This is a genomic window from uncultured Bacteroides sp. (genome assembly GCF_958445495.1).
Classification (GTDB): domain Bacteria; phylum Bacteroidota; class Bacteroidia; order Bacteroidales; family Bacteroidaceae; genus Bacteroides.
The window spans coordinates 1-13,541 of sequence record NZ_CAUCSQ010000045.1 but is presented as its reverse complement, the minus strand read 5'-3'; the positions used below and the strand labels follow the sequence as shown (position 1 = coordinate 13,541).

11 protein-coding genes and 1 pseudogene are annotated in these 13,541 nt (G+C 48.9%); 6 read left to right on the top strand and 6 right to left on the bottom strand.

From position 1 onward, the window contains the following. Nucleotides 1-5: 5 nt before the first annotated feature. From Q5076_RS14025 to Q5076_RS14015, 3 genes are read right to left on the bottom strand one after another with little or no spacing between them, the layout of a single operon-like run. Entirely contained in the window at nucleotides 6-1,364 is a 1,359-nt protein-coding gene (locus tag Q5076_RS14025; protein ID WP_303014221.1) for an MATE family efflux transporter, read from the bottom strand. After that, nucleotides 1,361-2,593, bottom strand: a complete 1,233-nt coding sequence (locus tag Q5076_RS14020) for a pitrilysin family protein (RefSeq protein ID WP_303014220.1) — start codon at nucleotides 2,591-2,593, stop codon at nucleotides 1,361-1,363. The genes Q5076_RS14025 and Q5076_RS14020 overlap by 4 nt, the downstream gene beginning before the upstream one ends. A 5-nt stretch (nucleotides 2,594-2,598) precedes the next feature. Further along, nucleotides 2,599-3,441, bottom strand: a complete 843-nt coding sequence (locus tag Q5076_RS14015) for a peptidylprolyl isomerase (RefSeq protein WP_303014219.1) — start codon at nucleotides 3,439-3,441, stop codon at nucleotides 2,599-2,601. An 87-nt stretch (nucleotides 3,442-3,528) separates the two neighbouring features. Here Q5076_RS14015 and Q5076_RS14010 point away from each other — a divergent pair, with 87 nt between their 5' ends. The 6 genes and pseudogenes from Q5076_RS14010 to Q5076_RS13985 all read left to right on the top strand — a co-directional run bounded on the left by Q5076_RS14010 (nucleotide 3,529) and on the right by Q5076_RS13985 (nucleotide 10,377). Then, complete coding sequence (locus tag Q5076_RS14010; RefSeq protein WP_303014218.1) at nucleotides 3,529-4,902, top strand: sigma-54 dependent transcriptional regulator; 1,374 nt, start codon at nucleotides 3,529-3,531, stop codon at nucleotides 4,900-4,902. A gap of 278 nt (nucleotides 4,903-5,180) precedes the next feature. Beyond that, nucleotides 5,181-6,563, top strand: a complete 1,383-nt coding sequence (locus Q5076_RS14005) for an alpha-L-fucosidase (RefSeq protein ID WP_303014217.1) — start codon at nucleotides 5,181-5,183, stop codon at nucleotides 6,561-6,563. Between the two features lie 210 nt (nucleotides 6,564-6,773). Continuing rightward, entirely contained in the window at nucleotides 6,774-8,330 is a 1,557-nt protein-coding gene (locus Q5076_RS14000; protein ID WP_303014216.1) for a sulfatase, read from the top strand. 280 nt (nucleotides 8,331-8,610) lie between these two features. After that, nucleotides 8,611-8,877 carry a hypothetical protein gene (locus Q5076_RS13995; RefSeq protein WP_303014215.1) on the top strand — a complete coding sequence of 89 codons (267 nt, stop codon included), beginning with the start codon at nucleotides 8,611-8,613 and terminating at the stop codon, nucleotides 8,875-8,877. Nucleotides 8,878-9,082: 205 nt separating this feature from the next. Further along, nucleotides 9,083-9,287: pseudogene (locus Q5076_RS13990) on the top strand (hypothetical protein); the annotation flags it as partial. A gap of 139 nt (nucleotides 9,288-9,426) precedes the next feature. After that, a complete protein-coding gene (locus tag Q5076_RS13985) occupies nucleotides 9,427-10,377 on the top strand; it encodes an endonuclease/exonuclease/phosphatase family protein (RefSeq protein ID WP_303014214.1) in 951 nt (316 codons plus the stop codon). 874 nt (nucleotides 10,378-11,251) lie between these two features. On the opposite strand, the gene Q5076_RS13980 is transcribed toward Q5076_RS13985, so the two are convergent. Genes Q5076_RS13980 through Q5076_RS13970 form a run of 3 tightly spaced genes read right to left on the bottom strand, consistent with a single transcriptional unit; the run spans nucleotide 11,252 to nucleotide 13,286 of the window. After that, complete coding sequence (locus Q5076_RS13980; RefSeq protein WP_303014213.1) at nucleotides 11,252-11,923, bottom strand: RluA family pseudouridine synthase; 672 nt, start codon at nucleotides 11,921-11,923, stop codon at nucleotides 11,252-11,254. Between the two features lie 9 nt (nucleotides 11,924-11,932). Further along, on the bottom strand, nucleotides 11,933-12,679 hold the full coding sequence (gene fabG / locus Q5076_RS13975) for a 3-oxoacyl-[acyl-carrier-protein] reductase (RefSeq protein WP_303014212.1): 747 nt from the start codon (nucleotides 12,677-12,679) through the stop codon (nucleotides 11,933-11,935). A 16-nt stretch (nucleotides 12,680-12,695) separates the two neighbouring features. Next, nucleotides 12,696-13,286 (bottom strand): TetR/AcrR family transcriptional regulator, encoded by a 591-nt coding sequence (locus Q5076_RS13970; RefSeq protein ID WP_303014211.1) that lies wholly within the window; start codon nucleotides 13,284-13,286, stop codon nucleotides 12,696-12,698. Between the last annotated feature and the right edge of the window lie 255 nt (nucleotides 13,287-13,541).

Sequence of the window (13,541 nt, the reverse complement as noted above, 5' to 3'; positions counted from 1 at the left end):
AAACATTAAACCGCCGTCCGCAAACCGGAAGCCCTCGTCATATGATAGAAACGCCACCAAAGCATCAATCCTGCGCTTGTCAGCCCGAAAGGAAATGCCATCCAGATACCGATTATCCCCCATTCCATCACAAAACCGCAGAAATAACCCACAGGCAGCGAAATCATGAAATAGGCGATAAAAGCAATGAGCATCATCAATTTTACATCGGAAATGCCACGCAACGCATTGGCAAAGGTAATCTGCAGGCCGTCACCGAACTGATAAACGAGGAAAGGAAAAATCAGCGAAGTCACCATCGCCGCCACCTCCGGACTATCGGTAAACCAGCCGCCCAAATAATTGCGGCAAAGGAATACGATGAAAGAAAGCACAACCCCCAACGCCATCATCAGATGGAAGCCGGCGTAAGCCGAACGGCGCACGTTCACAATGTCGTGCTGCCCCTGGAAGTTGCTGACACGGACAGCCACGGCAGCGCCCATGCCATAATACATCATAAACGTAAACTGGGAAATAGCCAACATCACCTGATGGGAAGCCAGGGCAATGGTTCCCAGCCAGCCAATCATCACAGCGCTCAAACTGAAAGAAGCCGTCTCCATCCCCATCTGGAAAGCAATCGGCCATCCGAGCCCGTTTAAACGCCCGAATAAAGCCTTCGACCATCCCAAACGGAAGAAACCGACCTTATAACGGATAAAACGAGGGCTACGCATAAAAATAAACACGAATACCACCACCATCATGATGCGTGAAAACAAAGTACTGATACCCGCTCCCAGCAATCCCAGTTCCGGCAGCCCCAGCTTCCCGTAAATCAGGACGTAATTCCCCGCGATATTCAACACGTTCCCCCCCAACAAAATCCACATCGCAGTCTTAGTATCCGTAATCCCGTCCGTAAATTGCTTGAACCCGTTGAAAAGCATGACAAATACCAATGAAGCCAGCAAAACCAAATAATAAGGCTTGATGAGAGGAATCAGTTCTTCCGGCTGTCCGAGATTCTCTATATTCAGATAAAGCACAGTCATGCAAAGAGTCAGCAACAAGGCAACCGTAAAATTGGCAAGCAGGCTGTTGCGCAATGCCTGTCCCGCAGGAGCGAACCGGTGCGTCCCATACAGCCCTCCCACTACGGGAGTCAGCCCGTAGGAGAAACCCGTACTGAAAATAATAGCCAGATTAAACACATTATTGACAAAAGAAGCCGCTCCCAGTTCCACCGTACTGTGATGTCCAATCATCAGCGTATCGGCAAAGCCGAGCACGATGACCCCTATCTGTCCGATGACAATAGGCAATCCAAGAAAAAACAACGCTTTGTAATGCTCTCTGTAAATTCCAACTATATTTCTCATTTATGTTTATAATAGAGTATAATCCCATTCTCCTTCCTGAAAACCGACTGTGCGGTTCTCTGCAACTGTTCGACGGTGACGGAACGGTAACGGTCCGCCTCCCTCTCCAAGTCCTCTGCCCTGCCGAGCAGTTCAAACCACGCAAGATTGGTAGCCACATTCAAATAATTGATGTTGCCGAATATCTGCGTAGACTCAAATTTATTCTTCACCTTCTCCAGCTCCCGTTCGCCCACGGCCTCGCATTGCAGGCGTTCCAGCTCTTCCCGTACCGCCTCTTCCGCCCGTTCAAGGGAAACTCCTACCGAAGGTTTCCCGCAAATATGGAATAATCCCGCATCCAGGCTGCCGGAAATATAGGCGTCTATGCTCGAAAACAATTGCTTCTCCTGTACCAGATGCCGGTTCAGACGACTGGAACGCCCGTTACTCAACAAATCCGACAATGTATCGAACGCATAATAATCCGGATGAAAATGATTGCACATATGATAAGCCATAAACAAAGAATCAAGCGGCACATCGCGTTCCACCGTCAGCCGCCGTTCCTCCGTCTGTTCCGGTTCTTCCGGCAAGTTCCGCTCGGGAACCTCCCTGCGGGGAATAGGGCCGAACCATTTTTCCGTCAGCGCAACGGCCTCTTCGAAAGAAATATTCCCCGTAACCGCCAGAATAGCATTATTCGGAGCATAGAAACGGAAAAAGAACTCCTTCACTTCATCCAACGTAGCATTGGCTATATGCGACAAATCCTTTCCGATAGTAGGCCACCGGTAAGGATGCTTCCGATAAGCCAGAGGACGTAGAAGATGTCCGACATCCCCGTAAGGCTGATTCAGGCAACGTTGCTTGAACTCCTCCATCACCACCCCCCGCTGCACCTCCAGGCTCCGTTCGCTGAACTCAAGGCTCAGCATACGGTCGGATTCCAGCCAGAAAGCAATCTCCACATTCTGGCGGGGTATGGTCAGGTAATAATTGGTGATATCGTTATTCGTCCAGGCATTATTCTCCCCGCCCGCCAGTTGGAGCGGCATGTCATAATCGGGAATATTCACCGACCCGCCGAACATCAGATGTTCGAACAGATGAGCGAAACCCGTGTGTTCGGGATGCTCGTCACGGGCTCCCACCTTATATAATAGGTTAAGGGCCACCATCTGCGTGCTTTCATCCCGTGAATGTACCAGCCGTAACCCGTTGTCAAGAATATGCCTGTTGATTTTCATACCGCTCAATCGAGTATAGTCACTTTCGTTATCTTTATGTCTTCTTCAGGACGGTCACTCCTGCCGGTCTTTACCTGCTGGATTTTGTCTACCACATCCATTCCTTTCACTACCTCGCCGAACACCGTATAATCGCCGTCCAGGTGCGGAGCACCCCCTATCGTGGAATATGCCTGCACCTGTTCGGGCGTGAAATGGAATTCCGGCTCTTTTGCCGCCATCTCCTGTGCCTGCTCAAACAGCTTTTCCTGCAGACTGTAAAGCCCGTCCTCGTCATTCGCCTGGCGCAGCTTATAAATCTCCTTCATCTGCTTACGCGCCAGCGTATTGAAGATAGTGGCGACTTTATTCTCGCGAATCTGGTTTTCCATCTCCAGCAATGTAGAATCATTATACACTTTGCCGGTCACAATGTAGAACTGGCAACCGGACGACTCCTTTTCCGGATTCACATTGTCACCCTGGCGGGCAGCCGCCAAAGCGCCTTTCTTATGAAAATACTTCGGATATACGAACTCCGCGGGCACGGTATAACCGACATCCCCGCTTCCCAGCGCTTTTCCTTTCGGCGCATCTTTCGACTCCGGGTCGCCTGCCTGAATCATGAACCCCTTAATGACCCGGTGGAACAGTACGCCTTCATAAGTTCCCTCTTTCACCAGTTTAATGAAATTATCACGATGTTTCGGCGTTTCATTATACAGTTTCACCTCGATGTCACCCAAAGTGGTTTCAATCTTCACTAATGTCTCCTTGTCCATATTGTCTCCTCCTTTTTTTGTTCCGCTTTGGCAGGCAATAAGTCCGCAAAACGATAAAGTTAATATGATTGATAGAATCTTTTTCATAACACTTTTATTTAATTTAAGTCTGCAAATATACCACTTTCAGTTAAATCCTCTTACCTTTGTGATTAAAAAGAATCAAAACCTGACATGATGAAGTCTATATTAATCGTTGAAGATGATATCACTTTTGGAATGATGCTGAAAACCTGGCTGGGTAAAAAAGGGTTCGACGTATCGTCCGTAAGCAATATTGCCCGTGCCCGAAAACATATCGAGAGCCAAAACGTCGACCTGGTGTTATCCGATTTGCGGCTTCCCGACCACGAAGGCATCGACCTGTTGCGGTGGATGAACGGGCAAGGCATGGATATCCCTTTAATCATCATGACCGGTTATGCGGACATACAATCCGCCGTGCAGGCAATGAAACTGGGAGCGCGGGATTACATTGCCAAACCGGTGAATCCGGAAGAATTACTGAAGAAAATCTCCGAAGCCCTGCAACCGGCAGAAGAAACGCCCGTTCACAATCCTGCCAAACCGTCTTCCAGAAAAAACGCCTCCGCCCCGCCGAAAGGTCCGGCCGAACCCCACCGCGCCTACCTCGAAGGAGAAAGCGACGCCGCCAAACAACTCTACAATTACGTAGGCCTGGTGGCTCCCACAAACATGTCCGTACTGATTAACGGTTCCAGCGGGACGGGAAAAGAGTATGTGGCTCACCGTATCCACCAGCTCAGCAAGCGGAACGGCAAACCGTTTATCGCCGTAGACTGCGGTTCCATCCCGAAAGAACTGGCGGCCTCCGAGTTCTTCGGCCACGTGAAAGGCTCATTCACAGGGGCGCTCACGGATAAGACAGGCGCTTTCGTCGCAGCCAACGGAGGAACCATTTTCCTGGACGAGATAGGCAACCTGAGCTATGAGGTGCAGATTCAACTGCTCCGCGCCCTGCAGGAAAGGAAAATACGTCCGGTAGGGTCTACACAGGAAATCTCCGTAGATATCCGCCTGATATCCGCCACAAACGAGAACCTGGAGCAAGCCATTGAAAAAGGGACGTTCCGTGAAGACCTTTACCACCGCATCAACGAATTCACCCTACGGATGCCCGACCTAAAAGAGCGGAAAGAAGACATCCTGCTTTTCGCCAACTTCTTCCTCGACCAAGCCAACAAAGAGCTGGACAAACACCTGATAGGTTTTGACCCGAAAGCCTCTCAGGCTTTACTGAATTACCATTGGCCGGGCAACTTGCGCCAAATGAAGAACATCGTCAAAAGAGCGACCTTGCTGGCGCAAGGCAGTTTCATCACCCTGCCGGAACTGGGAAGCGAGCTGCTGGAAACCTCCGCATCCGGCATCTCCAATATGGCGTTACGCAATGAAGAAACCGAAAAGGAACATATCCTGGAGGCGTTGCGCCAGACCGGGAACAACAAGAGCAAAGCGGCGCAACTGCTGAATATCGACCGGAAAACATTGTACAACAAATTAAAACTATACAACATCGACCTGTAACCCCGCAAATCCGCAAGCCGTTTCATGTTGCCGTCAAACCGGAAAACGGCAAAAGCATCCTTGCCGCCCGCAACGGAACCGCCATACCATGCGGTTGCGGGCAAAGCCCCGGACTTCACGGGAAATATGCCCGAAACATGCAATTCATTCGCTCCCGTACCCTTTCCGAATGAAACACCTCTGTTAAATGAAAGAAATTATATTTTCCAAAAAACTTTATTTGTGTACATTTGCAAACAGTGCAATCCGAATATAACAACCTTATAATATACAATACAATGAAAAGAAGTTATCTCATTCTCACCTTCCTCAGCCTCTTCATCTGCGGTTTCGCCCAGAAACAAACCGTTCCCGTCCCCAAGCCCCATCAATTGAAATGGCATGAAGCCGAAATGGGCGCCGTGTTCCATTATGACCTGCATGTATTCGACGGCATCCGTTACGGACAAGGGAACAACCGCATCAACCCCATCGAGGATTACAACATATTCAATCCGGCGCGGCTGGATACCGACCAATGGATACAGGCAGCCAAAGCCGCCGGATGCAAATTCGCCGTAATAACAGCCACTCACGAAACCGGTTTCGGACTCTGGCAGAGCGATGTCAACCCTTACTGCCTGAAAGCGGTGAAATGGCGGAACGGCAAAGGGGATATCGTACGCGACTTTGTCAACTCCTGCCGCAAATACGGGTTACAACCGGGAATCTATGTCGGCATCCGGTGGAATTCCCTGCTGGGCATCCACAATTTCAAAGCGGAAGGAGAAGGCGAGTTCGCCCGTAACCGTCAGGCATGGTACAAACGGCTTTGTGAAAAGATGGTTACGGAACTTTGCACCCGGTACGGCGACCTCTACCTGATATGGTTTGATGGCGGAGCCGACGATCCGCGTGGAGACGGTCCCGATGTAGAGCCTATCGTAAACAAATACCAACCGGACTGTCTTTTTTACCATAACATCAACCGCGCCGATTTCCGTTGGGGAGGCTCTGAAACGGGTACGGTGGGATACCCCTGCTGGTCTACCTTCCCCGTCCCTTGTTCACATCACAAACGCATCGAAAGCAACATCGGCCAACTGGAACTGTTGAAACATGGAGATAAAGATGGAAAATACTGGGTTCCGGCTATGGCGGATACCCCACTAAGAGGGGCAAACGGCCGCCACGAATGGTTTTGGGAGCCGGACGACGAAAACAACATCTATCCATTGGACGAACTGATCGATAAATATGAAAAATCGGTAGGGCGGAATGCTACACTTATCCTCGGTCTGACTCCCGATCCGACCGGACTGATTCCCACCGGAGACGTACAACGGCTAAAAGAAATGGGAGACGAAATAACCCGTCGTTTCTCCACTCCCCTAGCCGTTACTTCAGGAAAGAAGAAAAACCTCATATTGAAATTAGGTAATAAACAGCGAGTGAACTATTGCATTATCCAAGAAAATATCCAAAACGGAGAACGTATCCGGCAGTATAAAATAGAAGCGAAAGTAAACGGAAAGTGGCAGACTATCTGTAACGGGGAATCCGTAGGACACAAACGCATCGAAAAATTCAACCCTGTGGATACGGATATACTGAGGCTCACCGTAACCGAATCTATCGCATTACCGGATATTATTAATTTCAGTGCATATTCCATAGAATAAAAACCGATGGGAAGAAAATTCCATATCTGTTGACGGAAAGGTTCCCGGATTCGGATAATACTTCCGCCCCTATTCAATATAAAAAGATGTTCTCTGTGCCGGAACATTAAAAGTACGGACAGAATCTAACGGGAAACAGGAATCGCGGAATATCGTGGCAGAAAGACCCGCCCCTATTAAAATAAAGAAATAACACCAAATAATTATCCTATGAATAAAAAAACATTATTACCCCTTACACTTGTGCCACTTGCGGCAACCAATCTGCAAGCACAAAACAACATGCAACCAGAACGTGCGGACAAGCGCCCGAATATCATTCTCTTTATGGTAGACGATATGGGATGGCAGGATACCTCACTCCCTTTCTGGACACAAAAGACATACTACAACGAACGGTATGAAACTCCCAACATGGAACGGCTGGCACGGCAAGGAATGATGTTTACCCAGGCGTATGCCAGCAGCATCAGCTCCCCGTCCCGATGCAGCCTCATCACCGGCACGAACGCCGCCCGGCACCGGGTCACCAACTGGACACTGCAAAAAAACAAGACGACAGACCGCCAAGACGACCTGCTCGCCGTGCCGGACTGGAACTACAACGGAGTAAGCCAGGTTCCCGGCACGAACAACACTTTCGTCGGAACTTCTTTTGTGCAATTATTAAAAAACAGCGGCTACCACACGATTCATTGCGGCAAGGCGCATTTCGGAGCCATAGACACTCCGGGCGAAGACCCGCACCATTGGGGATTCGAGGTGAACATCGCCGGACATGCGGCAGGAGGACTTGCCAGCTATCTGGGAGAAGAGAACTACGGACATACCAAAGACGGGAAACCGGTCTCGCTGATGGCAATCCCCGGACTGGAAAAATACTGGGGAACGGAAACATTCGTTACCGAAGCGCTGACGCTGGAAGCCATCAAAGCGCTGGACAAAGCCAAAAAGTACAATCAGCCGTTCTATCTATACATGTCGCAATACGCCATCCACATTCCTTTGAACAAAGATATGCGTTTTTATGAGAAATACAGGAAAAAAGGAATGACAGAACACGAAGCCGCCTACGCCACACTCATTGAAGGGATGGACAAAAGCCTGGGCGATTTGATGGATTGGCTGGAAAAGAACGGAGAAGCCGACAACACCATCATCATCTTCATGAGCGACAACGGCGGGCTCGCTTCCGAACCTGCCTGGCGCGACGACAAGCTGCATACACAAAATTACCCTCTAAACAGCGGCAAAGGTTCGCTTTACGAAGGAGGCATCCGGGAACCGATGATTGTCAGTTGGCCGGGAATAACCGCTCCGGGAAGCAAATGCGACGACTACTTGCTGATTGAAGATTTCTACCCCACTATCCTCGAAATGGCAGGCATCAGGAATTACAAGACCATACAACCGATAGACGGCGTCAGCTTCCTGCCTCTGCTGAAACAGACGGGAAATCCGTCCAAAGGACGCAGCCTTTTCTGGAATATGCCCAACAATTGGGGAAACGACGGACCGGGCATCAATTTCAACTGTGCAGTTCGCAACGGAGACTGGAAACTGATTTATTACTACGGAACCGGGAAAAAAGAACTGTTCAACATCCCGGACGATATCGGTGAAAGCAACGACCTCAGCGCGCAACACCCGGACATCGTAAAAAAACTGTCAAAAGAATTAGGCAGTTACCTAAGAAAAGTAAACGCCCAGCGTCCGGCTTTCAAAGCCACGGGAAAACCTTGTCCCTGGCCGGACGAAACCGACTGACTCCTGCAAAAAGAGAAACTTTTTCTGAAAACCGTGGCGGGGAGTGTGGAATAATTCCACACTCCCCGCCGCAAATTCCACAGATTCCTCACTTCTTCCACAATCCGCCGTTTTTCCACACCGCATTACATCACTATTTTTCAGCGACTTACACAACAGCCTGTTTTTTTGGCATGCACTTTGAACTTTACTTAGACGTTATTAAAAGCAACAACCCATTCCTTAACACAAAGGGAGAAATTGAAAACATAATGTCCAATAATCATTAAAGCAAACGATTATGAAAAAATTAGTATTAGTAGTAGCAATGTTTATGTTTGTTTGTGGTGGTTCATTCCTTGTAAAGGCTCAGAGTTCTGCAGAAGCTGTGACAGCCCCGACAGAAGTCAATGCAACCATTGTCAACGACACGGTAGCGAAAGATACCGTGTCTAAAAAAGACGCGCCTGCAAAGGCTTCATTGGTTGCACCGGCCGCTTTTGCCAACGATACGGTTGTCGCTGACACCGCATCGAAAAGCAAACCGGCTGAGCCTGTCAAGGAATAACCTGACCGCTAACATGCAGGACATAGTCTGCTGAAGAACAGTAAGCACACTACAAAAAAGCCATCCCTACTTTCGTCTATTCCGGGGATGGCTTTTTTATACCCTTTATTCCGCTTCACTTCCGTATTTCTTCCGGATGTCTCATCCGAAACGTTCTTGGCGCGCATCCATACTTCTCACGAAACGCTTTGAAGGTAAAAGCCGCAAGACAGACGCCAAAGGACAAGTCATGCACTACAGCCCCTACAACGGCAAAGTACCTCCCGGTCATAGGTTTACCGACACCGGATTCCGGGACACGTTCCGCCGCCTGTTCCCTTTCTCCAAACCTGATGTACCTGTCAATGAACCGGAACATGCAGAAGGAAGTGGCGAACGCTTACACCAAAGGATTGCGCGGATATGACATCGTCCCCCTTCGAAAGGAGCCCCGTACCCAATAAACAACGGGGAACCGTAGAAAAAGACGTACCATATTCTCTTTCATTTGAATAAAATATCGTACATTTGGAGGTCAATGGATTATCTACCGAACAAACTGTAAAAAACATGAAACTGAAAAGCATTTTACTAATTGCCCTTGCTGCGACAGTTTTCTGCAATTGCCAGAGCAACTATCAGCCTACCGCTTTTACTGTCGCCTCTTATAACCTGAGAAACGCCAACGGCAGCGATTCGCTTCACGGCAACGGTTGGGGACAACGCTACCCCGTCATTGCCAAGATGGTACAGTACCATGATTTCGATATTTTCGGAACGCAGGAGTGTTTCCTCCATCAACTGAAAGACATGAAAGAGGCGCTTCCCGGCTATGACTATATCGGCGTAGGCCGTGACGACGGCAAAACCCAAGGCGAACACTCCGCAATCTTCTACCGCACAGACAAGTTCGATATTGTGGAGAAAGGCGATTTCTGGCTGTCGGAGACTCCCGACGTGCCGAGCAAAGGCTGGGATGCCGTGTTGCCGCGCATCTGCAGTTGGGGACACTTCAAATGCAAAGATACCGGGTTCGAGTTCCTCTTCTTCAACCTGCACATGGACCATATCGGGAAGAAAGCCCGCGTGGAAAGCGCATACCTCGTACAGGAGAAGATGAAAGAACTGGGCAAAGGCAAAAACCTTCCGGCCATCCTGACCGGTGACTTCAATGTCGACCAGACCCATCAGTCATACGACGCCTTTGTAAGCAAAGGGGTGCTCTGCGACTCATACGAGAAATGCGACTTCCGCTATGCGGTGAACGGGACCTTCAATGACTTCGACCCGGACAGCTTCACCGAAAGCCGTATCGACCACGTATTCGTGTCTCCGTCTTTCCATGTGAAAAGATACGGCGTGCTGACGGATACCTACCGGAGCATTGCAGGCAACGGCGAAAAGAAGAATGCAAACGACTGCCCGGAAGAAATCGACATCAAAGCTTACCAGGCGCGTACTCCTTCCGACCACTTCCCGGTAAAAGTAGAACTGGAGTTTGACGAACGCCGGCAGAACTAGCCTTATCGGCAAACTTCATTTATCATGGCTGCCATGAATCCAATGAAACGATTTTATCTGTCCGCCGCGCTCCCCGGCACCGCCGGTATGCGGGGCGGCGGATAACGGCGGTTTTATTGCCCGCCAAGACCATACCGCCATCGATAACTACCGGCCCAAGCGTCCCGAACCGTCCAAATGCCTGTTCGTTCCGCAAGCGGCGGAGCAACAGATTGCCTGCATCAAACCCGAAAAAACTTTACCTGCGCATGGTTCGCAAAGTAGAACGCATTGTTCGGAAAGTTAATCCTGAAACTTGTCAATGAAGGAAAAACGGACTTGCCGAACAGTATCCCATAACTTCCCGCCCCGTTTTTTTACCCTGCTCCTGTTGTATTTTCTGCCGACGGGATAACGGCTTGTGACGTTAAAGCTGCGGGACTCCGTGGTTCCTACTGCTTGAAACGATAGTTTCTGTTACATGGAACTAGAGTTTCTGCTGCATGAAACTAGAGTTTCTAGTGCTTGAAACTCTAGTTTCAACTCTTTGGAAACATGAGTTTCTAACTGTCGAAACTATCGTTTCTATCTGTTGAAACTAAAGTTTCACACCGATGAAACTAAAGTTTCTCCGTAATGCACCGAATAAGGTTGCACAACAACCCGGACAAGAGTATGCAGCATACCGGTGAAATCGGTTACCGGTTCGTCTGTTACTGAACAGGATTGACAATATTTATAACTACGCCCGATTGGTATCGGCTTCTTCCGGCCGGTATCTTTCAGGAAGATTTCCGGCCCGCAGGCTGCAATGTTCCGAATAAGAGGGGCTACCGGCGGAATTAAGAATGAATGCCGGATTTGTTCTTTAAGCGAAAAAAAGGATTTGCACCGATTAAAACAGTTCAAATCCTTTCCATAAATTTCCTTCGGGAAGGGGAGCTTCAAGCTCTATCAGAATTTTCGAGACGGGATGTGTGAACCTCACTCTCCGGGCGTGCAGGCAGATGCTTCCGTCCGGATTGGAACGGGGGAAGCCGTATTTCAAATCTCCCTTGATAGGACATCCCATTTTTGCCAGTTGGCAACGAATCTGGTGATGCCGCCCGGTCTTTAAATCCACTTCAAGCAAATAATAGTTTTCCGACCGGCCGGTCAACCGGTAATGCAAGACCGCTTTCTTGCCGTTCGGCACTTCCTTGTCGTATGCATAACTCTTGTTCTGCTTTTCATTGCGTACCAGGAAATGCACCAGTTCGCCCTCCGGCTCTTCCGGTTTATCCTTCACTACCGCCCAATAAGTTTTTTTCACACCGCCGGTACGGAACATTTCGTTGAGCCGCGCCAACGCTTTGCTTGTCTTGGCAAAAATGACAAGACCGCTTACGGGACGGTCCAGCCGGTGCGTCACACCGAGGAAAACATTTCCGGGTTTCCGATACTTCTCTTTCAAATACTGCTTCACAGTTTCCGAAAGCGGAGTATCCCCCGTCTTGTCTGCCTGGACAATCTCGGAAGCGGTCTTGTTGACTACGATAATATGATTGTCTTCGTATAAAACAGTCATGCCGTCCGATTACATATTCATACCGCCGTCTACCTGAATCACCTGGCCTGATACATAAGAAGACATATCCGACGCCAGGAAGGTAGCGATATTCGCCACATCTTCGGGAGTGCCGCCGCGGCGCAAAGGAATCTTCTTTGCCCATTCAGCCCTTACCTCTTCCGAAAGGGCGGCCGTCATATCCGTCAGGATGAATCCCGGAGCGATGGCGTTGGCACGGATGCCGCGAGAGCCCAACTCCTGTGCGATGGATTTGGCCAATGCAATCATACCGGCTTTGGAAGCGGCATAGTTGGCCTGTCCCGCATTTCCGTGAACACCCACCACGGAGGCCATATTGATAATGCTGCCGGACTTCTGGCGCATCATCACCGGTGTGCAGGCATGAATGAAGTTGAACGCCGATTTCAGGTTTACGTTAATCACCATGTCCCATTGCTGCTCGCTCATACGCATCATCAAGCCGTCACGGGTAATTCCGGCATTGTTTACCAATATATCGATACGTCCGAAATCTTTATGGATTTCTTCCACCACTTTGGCGGTATCTTCGAAGTTAGCGGCGTTAGAAGCATAACCTTTAGCTTTCACACCCATTGCTTCTAGTTCTTTCACTGTTTTCTCCGCATTTTCATCAATGACGAGGTCGGTAAATGCAATGTTTGCGCCTTCGGCGGCAAACTTCAAAGCGATAGCCTTGCCGATGCCGCGCGCAGCACCGGTCACAATGGCTGTTTTTCCGTCTAATAATCCCATACTAAAAATTATTTAATTAAATTTCTGTTCTATGCAGTGCGCCAAACACGATGTTGGACACATATCTGTTTCTTGTATCTTCATCCAGATGTGCGCCGATATGCCCGCGGATATAAGGGACTTCAATCCCTTTCACACAATAGTGTATCAAGTCGGCAGTCATCTCTACGTCGTCGATATGGAAAACGCCTTTCGCCTGCCCTTCCAGAAGGACGGCCTTAAAAAACTGCACTTCCTTCGCGTCAAACTTCTTGCGGACTTTTTCCACTCTCCATATATCACGGAAGAAGTTAGCCCGTAACGTGCCGTTCCGGTAAACGACTTCTTTCACCGCATCCAACCGGGTATATATCAGTTCCAGCAATTTCTCGTCCGGCGATATGTCTTTTTCAGCGACCCGCTTCATCATGTCCGAAAGAATGTCCAACTCCGATTCCACGACGGCCAAATAGATTTCATCCTTGCTCTTGAAATAGGTATAAAGCGTCCGCCTACCTTTTTTGGAAGCAAGAGCGATATCATTCATGGTAGTATTCTCTACTCCCATCTTCGCGAAAAGCTGACGGGCAACATCTACTAACTTGGCTTTTGTCTTGGATACGGTCATAAATTATAAATTGCACATTGCTGAATATTTTGAGCAAAAGTAACTCTTTTCTTTAGACCATACAAGAAAAAGGAGAGAATATTAACATTTGTATATTAATAGCTCTAAAAAAAATAACATATAGTACTTTCCTCATTTACAGTAGGATAGAATAACTACAATGACTTTTTTGAAAAAAAAGCCGCAAATAGTTTGCTTTATTCAAAAAAAGCCGTACCTTTGCACCCGTTAAACATCGCGGAGTGGAGCAGTTGG

Bases quoted from the DNA above. Each gene is read 5' to 3' on its own strand.
- Q5076_RS14025 (WP_303014221.1), bottom strand. From the start codon at position 1,364: ATGAGAAATATAGTTGGAATTTACAGAGAGCATTACAAAGCGTTGTTT.
- Q5076_RS14020 (WP_303014220.1), bottom strand. From the start codon at position 2,593: ATGAAAATCAACAGGCATATTCTTGACAACGGGTTACGGCTGGTACAT.
- Q5076_RS14015 (WP_303014219.1), bottom strand. From the start codon at position 3,441: ATGAAAAAGATTCTATCAATCATATTAACTTTATCGTTTTGCGGACTT.
- Q5076_RS14010 (WP_303014218.1), top strand. From the start codon at position 3,529: ATGATGAAGTCTATATTAATCGTTGAAGATGATATCACTTTTGGAATG.
- Q5076_RS14005 (WP_303014217.1), top strand. From the start codon at position 5,181: ATGAAAAGAAGTTATCTCATTCTCACCTTCCTCAGCCTCTTCATCTGC.
- Q5076_RS14000 (WP_303014216.1), top strand. From the start codon at position 6,774: ATGAATAAAAAAACATTATTACCCCTTACACTTGTGCCACTTGCGGCA.
- Q5076_RS13995 (WP_303014215.1), top strand. From the start codon at position 8,611: ATGAAAAAATTAGTATTAGTAGTAGCAATGTTTATGTTTGTTTGTGGT.
- Q5076_RS13985 (WP_303014214.1), top strand. From the start codon at position 9,427: ATGAAACTGAAAAGCATTTTACTAATTGCCCTTGCTGCGACAGTTTTC.
- Q5076_RS13980 (WP_303014213.1), bottom strand. From the start codon at position 11,923: ATGACTGTTTTATACGAAGACAATCATATTATCGTAGTCAACAAGACC.
- fabG (WP_303014212.1), bottom strand. From the start codon at position 12,679: ATGGGATTATTAGACGGAAAAACAGCCATTGTGACCGGTGCTGCGCGC.
- Q5076_RS13970 (WP_303014211.1), bottom strand. From the start codon at position 13,286: ATGACCGTATCCAAGACAAAAGCCAAGTTAGTAGATGTTGCCCGTCAG.